At 64.7% G+C, this 17,143-nt stretch carries 15 protein-coding genes; 8 read left to right on the top strand and 7 right to left on the bottom strand.

Annotation, left to right across the window (positions count from 1 at the left end; genetic code table 11):
* Positions 1 to 539 precede the first annotated feature (539 nt).
* The 4 genes from QLQ85_RS18975 to QLQ85_RS18990 all read left to right on the top strand — a co-directional run bounded on the left by QLQ85_RS18975 (position 540) and on the right by QLQ85_RS18990 (position 3,680).
* A complete protein-coding gene (locus QLQ85_RS18975; protein ID WP_282740419.1) occupies positions 540 to 1,709 on the top strand; it encodes a hypothetical protein in 1,170 nt (389 codons plus the stop codon).
* A gap of 106 nt (positions 1,710 to 1,815) precedes the next feature.
* On the top strand, positions 1,816 to 2,232 hold the full coding sequence (locus tag QLQ85_RS18980; protein ID WP_282740420.1) for a hypothetical protein: 417 nt from the start codon (positions 1,816 to 1,818) through the stop codon (positions 2,230 to 2,232).
* A gap of 20 nt (positions 2,233 to 2,252) precedes the next feature.
* Positions 2,253 to 2,981 (top strand): C39 family peptidase, encoded by a 729-nt coding sequence (locus QLQ85_RS18985; protein WP_282740421.1) that lies wholly within the window; start codon positions 2,253 to 2,255, stop codon positions 2,979 to 2,981.
* Positions 2,982 to 3,005: 24 nt separating this feature from the next.
* On the top strand, positions 3,006 to 3,680 hold the full coding sequence (locus QLQ85_RS18990; RefSeq protein WP_282740422.1) for a hypothetical protein: 675 nt from the start codon (positions 3,006 to 3,008) through the stop codon (positions 3,678 to 3,680).
* 83 nt (positions 3,681 to 3,763) lie between these two features.
* On the opposite strand, the gene QLQ85_RS18995 is transcribed toward QLQ85_RS18990, so the two are convergent.
* The 4 genes from QLQ85_RS18995 to QLQ85_RS19010 all read right to left on the bottom strand — a co-directional run bounded on the left by QLQ85_RS18995 (position 3,764) and on the right by QLQ85_RS19010 (position 8,471).
* Positions 3,764 to 4,858 carry a transporter gene (locus tag QLQ85_RS18995; protein WP_282740423.1) on the bottom strand — a complete coding sequence of 365 codons (1,095 nt, stop codon included), beginning with the start codon at positions 4,856 to 4,858 and terminating at the stop codon, positions 3,764 to 3,766.
* A gap of 56 nt (positions 4,859 to 4,914) precedes the next feature.
* Positions 4,915 to 6,402 carry a sigma-54 dependent transcriptional regulator gene (locus QLQ85_RS19000; protein WP_282740424.1) on the bottom strand — a complete coding sequence of 496 codons (1,488 nt, stop codon included), beginning with the start codon at positions 6,400 to 6,402 and terminating at the stop codon, positions 4,915 to 4,917.
* Between the two features lie 613 nt (positions 6,403 to 7,015).
* On the bottom strand, positions 7,016 to 7,447 hold the full coding sequence (locus tag QLQ85_RS19005; RefSeq protein WP_282740425.1) for a GFA family protein: 432 nt from the start codon (positions 7,445 to 7,447) through the stop codon (positions 7,016 to 7,018).
* Positions 7,448 to 7,553: 106 nt separating this feature from the next.
* Positions 7,554 to 8,471, bottom strand: coding sequence for a LysR family transcriptional regulator (locus QLQ85_RS19010; protein WP_282740426.1), 918 nt, complete (start codon positions 8,469 to 8,471; stop codon positions 7,554 to 7,556).
* Between the two features lie 130 nt (positions 8,472 to 8,601).
* Here QLQ85_RS19010 and QLQ85_RS19015 point away from each other — a divergent pair, with 130 nt between their 5' ends.
* The 4 genes from QLQ85_RS19015 to QLQ85_RS19030 are packed head-to-tail and all read left to right on the top strand — an operon-like array spanning position 8,602 to position 13,288.
* Positions 8,602 to 9,582 carry a TAXI family TRAP transporter solute-binding subunit gene (locus tag QLQ85_RS19015; RefSeq protein ID WP_282740427.1) on the top strand — a complete coding sequence of 327 codons (981 nt, stop codon included), beginning with the start codon at positions 8,602 to 8,604 and terminating at the stop codon, positions 9,580 to 9,582.
* 22 nt (positions 9,583 to 9,604) lie between these two features.
* Positions 9,605 to 11,527, top strand: coding sequence for a TRAP transporter permease (locus tag QLQ85_RS19020; RefSeq protein ID WP_282740428.1), 1,923 nt, complete (start codon positions 9,605 to 9,607; stop codon positions 11,525 to 11,527).
* Positions 11,524 to 12,927: an acyclic terpene utilization AtuA family protein gene (locus QLQ85_RS19025; RefSeq protein WP_282740429.1), complete on the top strand. Its 1,404-nt coding sequence runs from the start codon at positions 11,524 to 11,526 to the stop codon at positions 12,925 to 12,927. The genes QLQ85_RS19020 and QLQ85_RS19025 overlap by 4 nt, the downstream gene beginning before the upstream one ends.
* On the top strand, positions 12,914 to 13,288 hold the full coding sequence (locus QLQ85_RS19030; RefSeq protein ID WP_282740430.1) for an AtuA-related protein: 375 nt from the start codon (positions 12,914 to 12,916) through the stop codon (positions 13,286 to 13,288). The genes QLQ85_RS19025 and QLQ85_RS19030 overlap by 14 nt, the downstream gene beginning before the upstream one ends.
* A gap of 55 nt (positions 13,289 to 13,343) precedes the next feature.
* Here QLQ85_RS19030 and QLQ85_RS19035 read toward each other — a convergent pair whose 3' ends face one another.
* The 3 genes from QLQ85_RS19035 to QLQ85_RS19045 all read right to left on the bottom strand — a co-directional run bounded on the left by QLQ85_RS19035 (position 13,344) and on the right by QLQ85_RS19045 (position 17,107).
* Positions 13,344 to 14,627, bottom strand: coding sequence for a nitrate regulatory protein (locus tag QLQ85_RS19035; protein ID WP_282740431.1), 1,284 nt, complete (start codon positions 14,625 to 14,627; stop codon positions 13,344 to 13,346).
* A gap of 137 nt (positions 14,628 to 14,764) precedes the next feature.
* A complete protein-coding gene (locus tag QLQ85_RS19040) occupies positions 14,765 to 16,117 on the bottom strand; it encodes a NarK family nitrate/nitrite MFS transporter (protein ID WP_282740432.1) in 1,353 nt (450 codons plus the stop codon).
* A gap of 279 nt (positions 16,118 to 16,396) precedes the next feature.
* Complete coding sequence (locus tag QLQ85_RS19045; RefSeq protein ID WP_282740433.1) at positions 16,397 to 17,107, bottom strand: murein L,D-transpeptidase catalytic domain family protein; 711 nt, start codon at positions 17,105 to 17,107, stop codon at positions 16,397 to 16,399.
* Positions 17,108 to 17,143 lie beyond the last annotated feature (36 nt).

Genomic DNA, 17,143 nt, shown 5'->3' on the forward strand with positions numbered 1-17,143 from the left:
CCCCCGCCTTGACGGGCTTTCACGGCCGCCGCCCATGGCCCACGCTCCGATATCGTCCACTACCCGGCATGGCCAACCCCGGCATCCTGCCCGGGCATCGGCCTGCGTGATGCCCTGCCGTTTGTCGCCGGGGAAACGCGGTGAGATGGCAGGAAGAGCGGTGAACGGCCTTCATGTAACAGGGTCGTTTCATCGCGATGCGCACCGATAACTCTATGTTTCTCCGCGGAAATCATCCGCGTGATTTTCAGGCTCCCCTCTGCAGTGTTTCAGGAATGAAACAGAAAGTGGCTGCCCAGGTATCGGCCGGCTCGATGTCTGCCGGGCGGATGCCAATGAACGGCTATTTATCCTCAAGGTTTCCAGAGCATTAGAAAAAACCTGCGCCGGGCTGGCATGGATCGTGCTGCAGGGAGTTGTGACTGCGAGCGGGAATTGATGTTCAAGGGTGCTGACTCACCTCGATGCAGTGGCACCGGTTCGCAGTGAAGCAGCATTGGAAATCGAAGGGTTGAGTCGTACTTAACGGAGAAATGATCATGAAAAAGTATCTGGTAGTCGCGGGTACTCCCTTGCTGGCGCTGGTGATGGCGATCTCCACCGCCCACGCGAACCCGAGTGCCGGCTTTGCCGATGAGGTGGATCAGCAGGTGGATTCCACTGCGGTTGCCATCGGCGGCAGCAGTGGCAGTGCCGATGGTGGTGATGGCTTCGGCCTGGGTGTTGGTGGCGGCGGTGGCAACGCCAATGGAGGCATCAACAACGATGACTCCAACGATGACGAATCCACCGGGGCTAACGGCGGCACCGGTGGTGCCGGCGGCTATGGTGCCGGTACCGGTACCGGTGGCAACGGCGGCTCCACCGGCCGCGGCGGCGATGCCTGGGCCATGAGCGAGTCCTACAACACCTCCACCAGCGTGATCTCCCTGCAGGAGATGAACTCCACCGTCAATGGTGCCGGCATCGTCATCGTTGGTGGTGCAGGCGCTGAAGGGGCTCAGGGCGGCGCCGGCGGTGCGGCAGCCGCGGTGAACGTGGGTATCGGCGTCGGCGGTAATGGTGGCAACGGTACCGGCGGTGCCGGTGGCACGGCCGTGGCCGTCGGCGGTGACGGTGACAATGGCGGTGATGCTGCCGGCGTCGGCGTGGGCCTCGGTGGTGGACTCGGTGCCGGTGTGGGTGGCGACTCCAGCTCTGGTGCCGGCGCGGCCTCCGGCTCCCTGGCTGCGAACATCGCCGCCATGCTCGCCGGTGATGATATCGACGATGATAATACCGCCGGCGGTGCTCAGGATGCCGCTGCCGATTCTACTGCGGATGCCAGCGCTTCCTCCGGGGATGGCGGAGCCGGCAGCGGTACCGGTACCGGAACCGGCTCAGGCGACGGTGCCGCCATGGCCGGCAACGGTGGCGACGGCGGCAATGCCGATGCCATGGCCGGTAACGGCGGCAATGGCAACGGCGGCGGCGGCGGCGGCGGTCAGGGTTCGACCGGCGATGCCATGGCCACGGCCGGTAACGGCGGGGCCGGCGGCAACGGCGGCAATGGTGGAGCGGCGGTCTTCTCGACCGGTGCGGCCAGTGTGGCCGTCGGTGGGGGCGTATTCGGTGGCATCAACAACATGAACGTGTCCACTGGCCTCTACAACTCGCAGCTGTCCGGCACCAGCGTTGCCGCTCATAGCACTGTGCACATTGGCAACTGACGGAAAGCCGGGAACGGAAAGCACGTCGTGGAACCGGGGGCCGGTGAGTCAACCACCGGCTCCCCGGTGAATCAGCCGTATGGATCGGATACCGGGAGTCCAGGCCATGAAGGCGACATCACTCAGTGCACTCGGATATCGTTATCGGCATTACCCCGCGTTTCTGGCTTCGGTGTTGTTGCTGACGCTGGGCATGTCATCGGCCGGCATGGCCGACGATGGCATGGCACAACCCCAGGGGTTTGCCGCCCTGGAGAGCCTCGACCTTCAGGAGATGGAGGAGGCACGGGGGAGAGAGGGCACCATCATTCACCTCAACACGGTGCAAAGCGTCCAGAACATGAAAGCAACCGTCACCGACTCCTCCTTCAATGTCGTGAACGGGAACATGGTCTCGGGAAACATCAACTTCGATACCAATGCCCTGGGCAGTTACAGCGGCACGGGCATCTTCAGTGCCGTGACGGGGCACGGAAACTCGATCAACAACGCCGTCGGTATCAGCGTCTTTATCTCGGACTAGGGTGGCGAAGGGAGCAGCCGATGATTCGCGACATTCACCGCCGCATGATCTTCATTGCTGGGCTGGCCGCAGTAGGCGTCGTCGGTAGTACGACCCTGCTCCCCGATAGTGCCGATGCCGGCCCCGTGACCATTTCCGGACATTTCGGCAGGTTCCAGGTGGAGGCCAGGAGCCTGCAGGAGATGGGGTGGGACGGGGTGATCCGGCAGGAGTATGACTACAGCTGTGGCTCGGCCGCCGTGGCCACCCTGCTGACCTACCATTACGAACACGAGACCTCCGAGGCCGAGGTCTTCGAGTGGATGATCCGGGCCGGAGATGCCGAACAGATCCAGCGTCATGGCTTCTCCATGCTGGACATGAAGCGGTATCTGGATAGCCAGGGCCTGAACTCGGATGGTTTTCGCATCAGCCTGGACGACTTCATCCGGATCGGCGTGCCCGCGATCACCATGGTCGATACCGCCGGTTACAAGCATTTCGTGGTGGTCAAGGGCGTCGACGAGAACAATGTGCTGGTGGGGGATCCGGCAGCGGGCACCATCGTGGTGCCCAGGGAGCACTTCGAGACGCTCTGGAACGGCACGGTGCTCGGTGCCCGGGAGGAACTGGAGATCGCCCAGCGGAACTTCAATCATGAACGAGACTGGGCCGTACGGCCCGCTTCCCCGATCGAACGCGGCGTGCAGCGCACGAGCATCGGGGCCAGCCTGCTCACCCTGCCAGGCAGGAATGAACTGGGCAGGTAGCCGGTAACGAGGAGGAGGCACGGCATGAAGGCCCAATGTACCACCCTTGCCGACGGGCGGTTCGGTCATCCGCGGGGATTGATGCGTCGGGGGACGTGGCGCGTTGCTGCCGTCCTGGTGATGGCGTCGGCGTCACTCGCCTTCGGCGCCGGAACCGCGCCTATCAGCGATGCATCGACCGCTGACGAGAAAGCCGACGTCTACCGCCGTGGTACGGTCATCGCCGACAACGAACTGGCGCAACTTCGCGGCGGCTTCAATATCGCGGGGATGCAGCTGTCGTTCGGCGCCGAGCTGAGCACGCTGATCGACAACCAGATCCAACTGGTCTCGGTGTTGAACGTCAGTCGGTCCGGCGGCGTGGAACTCGTCTCGCAATCCTTCAGCGACCCGGGCGGCATGGCGACCCGGGTCGGCCCCGAGGCCGGCGTTCGGGTGGTGGACATGACACCTGCCGGCGTCAACCTGGCCGGCCTGGCGGACTTCTCCGGGGTCACCCTCCAGGATGCCCAGGGCTTCACCGCGGCCCTGCATCGGGTCACTCAGAATGCCATCCTCAGCGGGGTGGTAAGCAACGCCTCAGGGCGGAATATCCAGCAGCGCATCGACATCAATGTCCACGTCGGCAATGTCGGAGCGTTGAGAGCGGCCCAGCAGCGTGCGGCGGTCATCGATTCCTTCTCCGGTCTCCTGCGCTGATGGCAATCGACCGAGGCTGCCAAGAAGGCAGCCTCGGTCGTCGAGGAGCCTGATCGACAGGGGGGTACGCGGCTCGTGCGTGCTCAGAAGGCATCCATGCCGAAGGGCATGCGCAGCGTAAGCATCGTGTCCGGCGCATCCTCGGTGACGCCGAGCTCCAGGCCCAGGTTGACCGAGACATCCTGGTTGAGCTGGTAGGACCAGCCCAGCAGCAACGAACCGACATTCAGCGTAGTGGAACTCTGCGTTGTCGTTCCACCAGCGTCAGGGTCGAAAAACTGCGTCTTCGTCTTGCCGATGAAGTCGTTCTTGTACCCCAGGGTGAAGGAGGTTCGAGGGTTGATCGAATAGGCCATGCCGAAGCTCAGGCGTACGGCATCCCCCGGGTCGACGTCACCCACGAAGATATCCCCCACCGGCTCGTTGACATTGTCCTCGAGGTTGAAGACATAGCCCATGTTGGCAAAGTAGACGGCCGGTGCCGACGGCAGGAGTACCGTCAGGCTGGGCTCGATGGAGTGGAAGCCCGTGCCGGTGGGGAGCTCCTGGGGGATCCCCCCACCGCTGCGGCGGATATCGAAGGGGCCCTCGCCGGTGGTGCTCTTGTAGCGCAGGTTGGCTATGTAGAAGGGGCTGCCGTTCAGGCCGCGATTCAGTTGGTAATGGGCAGCCAGCTCGATATCGCCCAGGCTGTTTCCCGAGAGTTCGCGATCGAGGGTGAATTCAGGGTCCACTTCGGCCACGGTAACCCTCTCTGTTTCGTCTCGATAGACATAGGGCACCTTCATCTCGAGCTCCAGTCGGTCGGTGAAGCCCAGCCGGCCGGTCAGGGAGGCGGTGTAGCTGTCGCGGTCGAGGTCCTGGGCGGTGAAGACGCCGATCAGCAGGGTACTGAGGATCTCGACACCCTCGAAGGTCATGCGGTTGATGCTCTCGTGGGAGTACTGGAACTCCGGCTCCAGCACCAGTCTCCCCTTGGGCGTCAGGACGCCGCCGAACTCGGCGATGGCCTGGACTTCCGGTTGAATTTCCTGTTCGGGCGGTTGTTCACCGACAGGCTGGATCGGCGTGCCACCTCCTGCCTGAGGAGAGGTCTGGGTCTGGGCCAGTGCCGAACCATAACCGATCAGCGAGACGAGGCCGGTTGCGTAGACGATCTGCTTAGCTTGGAATGCCATGCGGGGTTTCCCTTGTTGCTTGGTGTTGTCATGACCTGGGGCAGACGGCACTGGGATCAGAGTGACGGCAGTGGTATGACCCCGGGCGGCAGGTCCGCCTCCTCATCATCGACGGATACGCTGTGTCGATCAATGCCGTGCTTCTCGAGCAATCGATAGAGCGTGACTCGTGAAACGCCCAGCTCACGCGCCGCATGCAGGATCTTGTGCTTGTTGCGGGCCAGTGCCGCCTTGATCGCTTCCCGTTCGGCGATGTCGCGAGCCTGCTCGAGGGTAACGGCATGTCGGAAGGCACACTGCCGGCGATCGAGGCCCAGATCCGCAGGGGTGATCAACCGCTTGTCGCACATGACCATCGCCCGCCGCACCCGGTTGATGAGTTCACGAATGTTTCCGGGCCAGGCATACTGGTGCATCAGAATCAGGCTTTCGCGGCTGAAGCCGCGCACCTTCGTGGCTTTCTCGTCCGTGAACTTGTGAAAGAAATAGGTGGCGAGTGGTTCGATATCCTCGGGACGCTCCCTGAGAGGGGGCGTGTTGATCTGAAGGACATTGAGACGGTGATAGAGGTCATCTCGGAAACTGCCCCCCCGGACGGCCTCCTCGAGATTTACATGGGTGGCCGCGAGGACCCTTACATCGACGGGAATTTCCGTCAGCCCTCCCACACGAAGCACCCTGTGGTTCTCCAGGAAACGCAGCAGGTTGACCTGCATGTCGAGCGGAAGGTCTCCGATCTCGTCGAGGAATAGCGTGCCGCGGCAGGTCGATTCAATGATGCCTTCCTTGCGCTGGCTGGCACCGGTGAAGGCGCCCCTCTCGTGGCCGAAGAGTTCCGACTGGATTAGCCCCGAAGGAAGGGCACCACAGTTGACGGCGTTGAAGGGGCCGTGGCGGCGCGGTGAATTATTGTGAATGGCCCGCGCCGTGAGTTCCTTGCCGGTGCCGGACTCTCCGGTTATCAGAACCGGCGCATCGACCGATGCGATCTTGCCGATGTCTCTGTAGAGTCGACGAATGATGGTTGAATCCCCGATCATGCAGCATTCATTTTCCTTGTGGACTGAAATGAGGGGCTCTGTCTCTTCGTCAGGCATGATGCCAGCCATTTCCTGTGCACTTTCCAGGAGATGATTGGCTTTCCTTTCATCCAGGGGAAGCACCAGGTAGGCATGGAAAAGCTGACCAATGAGACGGCGAATTCCTTTGGTAAGCAGTGCTTGGTTGTCAACCATGGCGATCCATGTCATCTTGCCAGTATTGACTAGGCATTCGATATCCTGGTGTCTATGTGGTCGACGGGCATCCATGATGACAAGGCCGGTCAGATAGTCGTTGTCCAGCAAGAGCCTCTCGGCATCAGTCGTGTTCTCGGCATGATCTATCGACCAGTGATATGGCATCATGGTTGCCATGATGTCTAATGACAGGTGTCTCTCTCCGACCAGGAGAAACTGCCTCGATGTGTCCATCATCATTGTCTCTTCCATTGTCGTGACATCCGTGGCATCACTTTCTCCGAGCACCATGCGACGAGAAGTCATTCAGGCACCTGGCGATACGCCCCGGCTGCCCCGGCATTCCTTGCCTTCCAGGCACTTGCCGTGAAGGTGTGATGGGTTGGTGGTACTTTCTTGTCAGTGCATGCATGAGTTGTCATGACATGACAAGCTCTCCTCTTGCTCTCTGGCCATAAGGATAATGGAGGATATTTACGATGTATCGTGAAGTGTTGACCTTGCTTTAAGTGTTGTAAAGCCGTGTTACATTTCAGTGCTTCGCTCGGCGACGGCGGTGTATTACCAGGGGTGAGAGGAAAGTACTTTATTTTCATTCGCCTGGGTGGATGTGCGGTCGATCGGTGTGCGTGTTCCCGATGGTGTCGATGAGAAAAATCACGATTTCGTCCTATTGGCCTCCACGATATCTGGGCCGTGGGTACGAGTTACCTGTCATTCAGCTGGGTTGGCTCCTGGCGACGCTGTCGGGGCCACAGGGCCCGGACGTCGTGGGCACCGTTCCTGATCGGCAGGGGAGGAGCGACGGGCGCCACGTTTGACGGACGGCAGGCGGGCTCTCGGCCAGGCGGGAGGGGGAGCCCGGCCAGGGGGCGTCGGCCTGGCTGGTCGGGGCAGACGGATGGGGTGGGCACAGGGGTCAGTGGTCGCTTCTGCCCTGGAAGGCGTCGAACACCTCCTGGCCGGTCAGGTTCTGCGTGGCATTCGCGAAGGCGTAGAAGGCCGGCTTGTCGTCGATGAATATCTGGGTATCGAAGGTCCAGGCCTCACCCCCATCGACCAGCCCCACGGGGATCGCATAGTGGTCGCCGCTCTTCAGCCTGTAGAAGAGGTGCGTGCCGCAGTGGCGGCAGAAGCCGCGCTCGGCCCAGTCCGACGAGGCGTAGACGGCGACATTCTCCTCGCCTTCCATCTCGACCCGGGTGACGGTTTCCAGGGCCAGCAGGGGGCCACCGCCCCAGGTGCGACACATCTGACAGTGACAGGCCCCGATGTTCTGCCGGCCGGCTTGCACGGCCAGTTGTACCGCGCCGCACAGGCAGCTGCCACGGGCCGTCATTCCATCCTTCATGTTCTCCTCCTGCTCGTTCCATGGGAAGGAAGTGGTGGCGGATGCTCCGCCACCGGTGATCCTCTGCAGTCTAGGCGTTGATGGCGGGATTCTCCTGAATCGACCATCAGCCCATTGGCCGAGCCGGTTCACCCCGGGCGACCGCCGCGCCCAGAATCGCCTCCCGAAGTGCCGAGGCGGCCGCCGAGAGTGGATGGCGCCGCCTCTTCACGATGCCAAGCTCACGGCGGATCGTCGGCGTAACGAGGGGGCGGTGGTCGATACCCTCCGAGGCGATCTGGCGAAAGCTGAGCGAAGGCAGCACGCTTATCCCCAGGCCGGCGGCAACCATGCGGCCCACCGTGGCGATCTGACTGGCATCGCAGATGATATCCAGTGGCTGGCCCACCTCTTCCATGATGCGGTCGATGTCCTGGCGTGAACTGGAAAGACGATTGATGCCGATGAACGGCTGTCTCGCCAGTTGCGCCCACTCGACGCTTGTCTGCGCAAGCAGCGGGTGTCCCAGCGGGCAGACGGCGACGTAGCGATCCACGAGCACCGGCTCGAAGACGAGATCCTCGGCATCCTGGGGCGAAACCGAAAGCCCCATATCGGCGCGCCCCTCCCGCACCATCTGGTTCACCTGCTCGGCCAGCACGTCGTGCAGGCTCAGGTTGATGCGCGGGTAGTGGGCGTGAAAGTTGGCGATGATGCCCGGCAGCAGCCCCGCCGCCAGGGTGGGTAGTGCCGCCACGGTGACCTTGCCGCGCTGCTTTGAGAAGCGTTCGCCGAGGTCGGAGAAGGCCTCGTTCCAGTCGTTGAGCAGGCGTACTGCCACCGGCAGAAAGGCCTCGCCCTCCGGGGTGAGCGCCAGTTGGCGGGTGGTGCGCGAGAACAGTGGGCCTCCTACCGTCTCTTCCAGCTTGCGGATGGCGATGGAGATGGCCGGCTGAGAAAGGTGAATGTGCTCGCTGGCTTCGGCCAGGCTGCGGGAGTGGGCAACGGCGACGAAGGCCCTGAGCTGTTGAATGCTGGGGTTCATTTAGGAATTAAAACACACTTTAAAAACTATTCAATATACAAAACATAGGCCTCGATCCATCCTGCTGCGTGGGGCTACCCCACGCGCAACACGACAAGAACAAGCCCACGACTGGGCCAAGGAGCCACTCATGAAGCCAACTCTCAAGACCCTGCTGGCCGCCATGGTCGCCAGCACCACCGTTCTCTCCGCCGCAGCCACCGTGCAGGCCAACGAGCGCCTGTTGATCGGCTCGACCTCCAGCTCATCGAGCCATTACGGCTACTTCGTGGCCGTCAACCAGATCATCAACAGCCGGCTCGATGGCGTGAGCGCCTCGGTGGCCGAGACCGGCGCTACCGTGGACAATCTGCGTCGCCTGAGCCGCGATCAGATCGACCTGGGGCTGGTGACCACCAACACCGGCTACCACGCCTACCAAGGGCTGGAGGATTTCGATGGACGCCCCGTCGACAGCCGCCTGCTGTGGGTCTATACCGTCGCCCCCCAGAACGTGGTGATGCGCCAGGATGCCGATGTAGCCACTCTGGAAGCGCTGGAAGGCGTGCGCTTCAACCCGGGCATCACCGGCTCGGCCACCGAGAGCACCACCGAAGCCGTGCTGGAAACCCTGGGAATCTCGCCGGACTATGTGCGTGGTTCGACCACCGACGTGGTCGATTCCATCAAGGACGGCCGCATCATGGGCTACGCCAAGTCGGGGGTCGGCAATAAGCTCGACGGCTCGACCATGGATATCGCCACCTTCACGCCGGTCGATGTGCTGTCGCTCTCCGACGAGCAGGCCGAGACGTTGCGTGCCGAGATGCCAGACGTGGCCATCGTCGATATTCCCGAAGGCGCCGGCGATGGCATTCCCGCCTATACCACCTGGGCCTTCGGGGTGGCCGTGCACGCCCATCCGGACCTCGACGAGGAGATCGCCTATCAGATCGTCAAGGCGGTGATGGAGAACCCCGAGCCCCAGGCCAACGCCTTCTCCGCCATCCGTGATGCCGACCTCGCCGAGATGACCCTGCAGGTGGGTACGGTGCCGCTGCACCCCGGGGCGGCCCGCTACTTCGAGGAGCAGGGCCTGGAGATTCCCGATGCCCTGAAGCCCGCCCAGTAACGGCTATCGATAGGAGTCTGCCATGCGCGCGAACCTGACCAAAGTGCTGGCCCTGATGCTGGGGGGGCTGATCCTCTACACCTCGGCCACCGGCCCCTTCGAGAGCCTGGTCCAGCGGGCCATCTTTCTCGCGCTGGTGATCCTGCTGGGGCTGGTCGTCTACCCGCTGGGCGCCGACAGGCGCTGGCGGCCGCTGGGACTGGCCGTCGACCTGTGCCTGGCCGTCGGCACGGTGCTGGCCTGCGGCTACGTGGCGATGAACCATGAGCGCATCCTCGTCGAGCTGCCCTGGGCCACGCCGCGGGACATGCTGTTCACCGGCATGCTGGTGGTGACGGTGCTGGAACTCTCACGGCGTGCCATCGGCGCGATCTTCCCGCTGCTGGTGCTGGCGGGGCTGGCCTATGCCTGGCTCGGGGCGGCGATACCCGGGCCGCTGGGGCACCGCGGCTTCGATCTCTACTTCATCACCGAGACCCTCTACCTGGGTGACCTGGGCGTGTGGGGCATGCTGGTCGGCGTGGCCGCTACCACCATCGCCGCCTTCGTGCTGTTCGGCTGCCTGCTGCTGCACACCGGCGGCGGCCAGACCTTCATGGACCTGGCGCTGCGCATCAGCGGGCGCTCGCCTGGCGGTGCCGCCAAGGTCGCCACCGTGGCCTCGGGGCTGTTCGGCATGGTCAGCGGCAGCGCCGTGGCCAACGTGGCCACCACCGGCAACTTCACCATTCCCATGATGAAGCGGCTCAACTATCCGCCGCCCTTCGCCTCGGGGGTGGAGGCAGTGGCCTCCACCGGTGGCCAGATCGCCCCGCCGATCCTGGGGGCGGCGGCCTTCATCATGGCCGAGATCCTCGGCGAGAGTTACCTGCGCATCGCGCTGGCCGCGCTGCTGCCGGCGATCCTGTTCTATCTCGGCGTGTTCCTGACCATCCACCTGGTGGCGCGGCGCCGCAACCTGCAGGTGGTGCCCGACGACGAACTGCCGAGCTGGCCGGAGGTGCTGCGTCCCGAGCGGATCATTCCGATCCTGGCGGCGCTGGGTGGGCTCTTCTATGGCGTGCTCAGCGGGCGCTCGATCCAGATGGCGGCCTTCTACGGCATCCTGATGACGATCCTGACTTTCGTACCCTTCGCGCTGCTGGCGAAGATGCCGCTGCGCGAGATCGCCGGCAAGCTGCTCGCGGGGCTGATCGATGCCGGCAAGGGCATGGTGATCATCGGCGTGCTGCTGGCCGGTGCCCAGATGCTGGTGGCGATGATCGGCATGACCGGCATCGGCGTGACGCTGGCCAGCCTGATCGTCAACGTGGGCGGGCAGTCGCTGTTCCTGGTGGCCTTCATCGTCGGCGGCGTGTGCCTGATCCTGGGCATGGGCATTCCCACCACGGCGGCCTACGTGCTGGTGGCCTCGGTGCTGGCCCCGGCACTGACCACCATCGGCGTCGAGCCGCTGATCGCCCACCTGTTCGTGTTCTACTTCGCCACCCTCTCGGTGATCACGCCACCGGTGTGCGTGGCGGTCTTCGTCGCGGCGGGCATCGCCGGTACCAACTGGCTGCCGGCGGCGGGGGAGGCCGTGCGCCTGGCGGCGGCGATCTACGTGATTCCCTTCCTGCTGCTGATCTACCCGGCCCTGGCCGGCTTCGGCAGCGCGGTCGACATCCTGCTGGCCAGCTCCCAGGGGGTGGTGTTCGTGGTCGCCTTCGCTGCGCTGATGTCGCGGGTGGCGATGACTGGCAACCGCCTGATGGACGTGGTGGGCCTGGTGCTGGTGGTCGGGCTGGCGCTGACCCCAGGCTGGTTGACCACGGCAGGCGCCCTGCTGGTGCTGGTGGCGCTCTTCGCCCGGCGCCGCCAGCGCCTGGTAGCGGCCTCGCCCACACCTGGTGAGAAGAGGCCTGACGTCCACCAGGGCATCTCGGCCAAGGAGACCCACCCATGACCTTCCTGTTGGGGAGCGGGGCCGGCTTCTCAGGCGACCGCACCGATGCGGCCATCCCGGTAGTGGCCGAGCTGATCCGCCGCGGCCAGCCATCGGCCCTGGTCTTCGAGACCCTGGGCGAGCGCACCCTGGCGGCGGCCCACCGCGCCATGCGCGACGAACCCGCCGCCGGCTTCGAGCCGCTGCTGGAGGAGCTGCTCACGCCGGTACTCGACGACTGCCTGACACACGGCATCGCCATCCTCGGCAACTTCGGCGCGGCCAACCCCGACGGTGCCTGCCGTGTGGTGGCCGAGCTGGCGTCAATCACCGGGCGGGGTACCGCCAGTATCGGCCGGGTGCATGGCGACGATATCCGTGCCCGCCTCGGTGAGCTGGAGCTGCAACGCTGGGAAGCGGAGAACCGCGAGCTGCCCGGCGAGGAGGCGCTGATCTCGGCCAACGTCTATCTGGGCGCGGCGCCCCTGGTCGAGGCGCTCGCGCTCGGCGCCGAGGTGGTGGTCAGCGGAAGGGTGGCCGACCCGGCGCTGTTCCTGGCCCCGCTGGTGCATCACTTCGGCTGGGCCTGGGACGACTGGGATCGCCTGGCCGCCGGCATGATGGCCGGCCACCTGGGCGAATGCGGCGCCCAGGTGAGCGGCGGTTATTTCGCCGACCCCGGCTGCAAGGAAGTGCCGAACCTGGCGCGGGTGGGTTATCCGATCATCGAAGTGGAAGAGGATGGCAGCCTGGTGGTGACCAAGCCCGCCGGTACCGGGGGCATGGTCACCGAGCGCACGGTCAAGGAGCAGTTGCTCTACGAAGTACACGACCCGGCCAACTACCTGACGCCCGACGTGGTGGTGGATCTTTCCTTCGTGCGAGTGGAGGAGCTCGGACCCGATAGAGTGGCGGTGACGGGCATCCGCGGCAAGCCCGCCCCGCAGCGGCTCAAGACCACCGTCTGCTATGAAGGCGGCTGGCAGGGTGAGGCGGAGATCTCCTACGCCGGACCCAATGCCCTGGCCCGGGCGCAGCTTGCCGCCGACGTGCTACGCGAACGGCTGACGTTCCGGGCACCGCCGGAGCTGCGCTCGCGGCTGGACATCGTCGGCCACGCCAGCGTCTTCGATAGTGACGCCGGCGACCTGCAGCGCGGGTTGCCGGCCAGGACCAACGGCGATTACCGCCTGCGCCTGGCCGCCGAGCACGCCGAGCGGCGCTGGGTAGAGCGCGCCACCCAGGAGTTGCTGGCGCTCTACTGTGCTGGCCCGGCCGGCGGCGGTGGGGTGCGGCGGCAATTCCAGCGGCGCGTGTGCACGGCCTCCTACCTGGTAGACCGTCACGACGTGGCGGCCTTCGCCACGCTGTTCGACGCGAATCCGTCCAACCACAGGAGGGTCGCCGATGTCTCCCGCTGAAGCGAACGGGCACACAGAGCCGGCAGATCGCCGCGAGGTGCCGCTGCATCGCCTGGCCCACGCCCGTGCCGGCGACAAGGGCGACCGGCTCAACCTGGCGTTGTTTGCCTACGACCCGCGCCACTACGAGACGCTGGTGGAACAGATCACCGAGCAGCGGGTGCTGGCGCTGTTCGCCCATCGCGGGGCCAGTCGCGTGCGCCGCTACCTGCTGCCGGGGCTTGCCGGCATGAACCTGGTGATCGACGATGTGCTGCAGGGCGGGGTCAATGGCGCCCTGAACCTGGACGGCCACGGCAAGACGCTCTCCTTTTTGCTGCTGGGCATGGACCTCATGCTGCCTGCGGCACTGCTCGACTGAGCCCCGGCAGCTCGCGTTGGCGCGAGGCCCGGCCATCCAGTGCCGGTGCCGCGCCTCAGACGCGCTGTTTCTGCAGGATATCGGAGAGGTCGAGGATGGAGCGGGCCATGGCGGCCATGCTCTTGCTCTGGTCCATCGAGGCCTTGCGCAGGAAGCGGTAGGCCTCCTCCTCGGTCATCTCCTGATGGGCCATGATCAGTCCCTTGGCACGCTCGACGAGCTTGCGTTCGCGTAGCGCCTTGCGTGTGGTCTCCAATTCGTCACCGAGGGCCTGGAGGCGAGTGGCCTGGACCTGCATCAGTTCGATCAGCGAGCGATTGAGCTGGGAATCGACGGCATTGGCGGTCAGGGTGCCCAGCTCGTGGCAGGGTTCGCCGTCGAACAGGTCGACCAGTTGCTGACACATGGGGGGCGAAGCACCGTTCGACGTCAGGGTCGCGCGCAGGGCCTCGAGATCGGCCATCTCCTGGCGTGAAACGGCGATCTTGTCACGGCACATCGCCGAGAGCTCGTCGGCCAGGGCCTCCTCCACCCGTTTCATGGCATCGATGCGCCGGGTGGTCAGCTCATACCAGGTTTCCCCGAGACTTCGACGGGTATCGGGGCGGGGGATATCGCTGCCGGCCATTTCCCGCAGCTGCTGGATGCCGGCCTGGGTGCGTGGGGGGAGTCCCTCGTGCCAGCGACGACGTGCCTCAGGCGTGGCGAACTCGGTGAAGGTGTCGAAGCAGCGCTGCTGGGCGTCGACGAGGTGGCGCAGCAGCCGGCGATGGGCAGTGTCGAAGCCGCCGGCGGTGAAGCCGATGGCACCACAGGCACGTTCCTGGCCGGCCAGTTCCTTGCCCTGCATGAAATGGAAGATGGCCACCAGGGCGTGGGTGATCTCGGGGTCGCCGGCGGTGTCCGCGGCATCGAAGACCACCGAGAGCAGGCCGCTGATCAGCCGGTTGAAGGTCAGGGTGGCCTCGTCGGCGGTGATGGCCAGGGTCTCGATGTGGCCACGCAGGGCGCCGAGGCTGTCCAGGGCGTACCAGACGCGGGCGATACGCCCAAGCAGCCGGGCCCCGGCCGCCGGCCGACTGCCGTCACTGGCCAGGGAGTCGAGACGCTGGCGCATGATTCGCTCGGTCTGCAGGCACTCCTCGACGCGCTCCAGGCGGTGGTCGGCGAAGCGCTCGCCACGGGAAGCCAGGTAGACATTGGAGGCGCCACGCTCCTTCTGCAGGGCGTGGATGAAGCGGCTGATGTCTCCGACGATCTCGCAGGTGGTGGCGAGGTGCTCCAGATTGTCGATCTCGCAGCGCTTGGCGGCGAGCAGCAGGCGTTCGGCAGGATTCATGGGTTCGTTGACCTCTTCGGTGTCGCTCTGGAAGCGAGACGCTCCTGCATCTGTTCCGCAAGTTCCGTGCCAGTTCGTACCCGACGACTGCCGCCGCCCCGGTGGGGCGGCGGCAGGCACTCGATCGGGCAGGGGAATCAGCGCAGCGAGAGGGCGCCGGCACCGGCATCCTCGCCCATGGCGTCCTGGTAGGCGATGGCCTCCTCGGCCTCGGTGGCCTCGGAGAAGCGCACCAGCAGGGCGCATGAGGCCAGCACCAGCACGATCAGGCCGAGGTAGAAGAGCCCCTGCTGGTAGGTGAGTGCCTCCGAGCGGAACAGAAAGGCAGCGGCCACGGCGCCGACATTGCCGCCGGCGCCGACGATGCCGGCCACGGCGCCCAGGGCCTTCTTGTTGATGAAGGGCACCACGCCGAAGGTGGCGCCTTCGGCCATCTGCACGAAGAGGCTGAACACCAGCATGATGCCGATGGCGTACGACAGCACATGCATCTGCGAGAAGCCGATCAGGGCGATGCCCTCGCATACCAGGGCGATGAACAGCCAGCGCACCCGTCCCTTGAGGCCGCCGTTGCGGGCAAAGAGATCGGAGAAGACGCCGCCCATGGTGCGGGCAAAGATGTTCATCAACCCGAACAGGCCGGCGATCATCCCGGCGGTGGCCAGTGTCAGGTCGAAGTGGTCGAAGAAGTAGATGGCGGCGATGTTGTTGATGGTCAGTTCGACGCCGAAACAGATGGCATAGACCACGAACAGCGCCCAGACGCGGATGTCCTTGGCGGCTGCCAGGAAGGTCTGGCCGGCGCCGCTGTCGCCGCTGGCGGGCGGCAGCTCGCCTCGGGCACGAAGATCCTCGAAGTTGCCGTTGGGGGCGTCCTGGGTGAACAGGTAATAGCAGATACCGGTGATGAAGAGCACCACGCCGGGCACCACCATGGCCAGCCGCCAGCCCAATGCCTCGTTGACGCCGAGCATCAACAGGCCGGAGAAGATCAGCGGCATCAGGATCTGGGTGGTACCGCCCCCCAGGTTGCCCCAGCCGGCGCTGGTGGCGTTGGCGGTGCCGACCACGTTGGGGGCGAACATCATGGTGGTGTGGTACTGGGTGATCACGAAGGAGGCGCCGATGGCGCCGATGGCCAGCCGTGCGAGCAGGAAGGTCTCGAAGCTATTGGCGAAACCGATGCCCATGACGGGAATCGAGCCGAGGATCAGCAGGCCGGTATAGGCCTTGCGCGGCCCGATGCGGTCGCAGAGCACGCCGATCAGCAAGCGTATGATCACGGTGATGGCCACCGAGGCGATGATGGTGTTGCCGATCTGGGTCTGGGTGAGGGCGAGGTCCTCGCGGACCACCGCCATCAACGGTGCAATGCCGAACCAGCCGAAGAAGCAGATATGGAAGGCGAACCACGAGAAGTGGAAGGCACGCATCTGGGGGGAACTGAAGTTCAACAGGCGAATCCTGTTGGCCTTGTTGAGAATTTCCATGGGTCAGGCCTCGCGTTGGATGGTAGCGAATCCGGGAACGTGTCCTTCATCGTTGAAGGTCAGGTTCGACGCACTCGTACTCCTGGGGGAGCCTGGTCCACGCCTACCATTATCTGGTCTTCTCCAAGCAAGGCGGCTGCCAGTTTTTTGGTATTTCTTTTATTTCATGTGCTTGCCTGTGGGTATAGAGGTCCTGCCGAGGGGCAGGTCAGGTCTGCTGCGCTGCAAGAAAGGGCAAGGCGGGGCCAGGATGCCCCGCCTTGGTGCCTGGGGGAGTGCCTACTGCATGGCCAACGGGCGCTCGTCACGCTCGCAACCCAGGAAGGCGGAGCTCTCCAGCCACTCAGGGTCGGGATAGTAGGCGAACAGGTAGTGATCCTCCTTGAGGCTGTCGATCAGCGGGTAGGTCACCTCCTGGCGCACCGCCGGGCAGCCGTGGCTGCGGCCCAGCCGGCCCGTCCGCCGGATAAAGGCCTCGCTGACGTAGTCGGCACCATGAATCACGATGGCGCGCTGGTAGGCCAGGTCGTTGACGCCCGGTTCCAGCCCTTCCAGTCGCAGCGAGTAGCCATTGCGGCCGTAGTAGCTGTTCAGGGTGCGGAACAGCCCCAGGCTCGACTGGTGGCTTTCCGGGGTGTTGGAGAACAGCGTGGCTTCGGCATCTCCCGAGCCCCGCCCATGGGAGACCAGCTCCTCGAACATCAACTCGCCCTGGTCGAGGTCAAACACCCAGAGGCGTGGTTCGGTGGAGGGCAGGGAGTAGTCGATCACCGCGAGACGACCGGCCTCGGGAGCCGCGCAGTGCAGGGCGCTGGCGGCGAGTCGCAGGACTCGTCGGTCGGCGTTCGGCGCCAGTCGGGCCAGGGTGTGCTCCAGGGGCGGGGGGCGGAGCTGGTCGGGGTGCAGTACCTGGGCGAGGAAGTCGTCGGCGGCGGCCGACAGGCTGACCAGCAGCGAGCCGGTCATCAGTGGAAGCAGGAGTCGCGTCATGGGGGCCCCGTGGCGTTCGTTCTGGCGCAAGGGTGG

The organism is Halomonas kalidii, from assembly GCF_030010475.1.
Classification (GTDB): Bacteria; Pseudomonadota; Gammaproteobacteria; order Pseudomonadales; family Halomonadaceae; genus Halomonas; species Halomonas heilongjiangensis.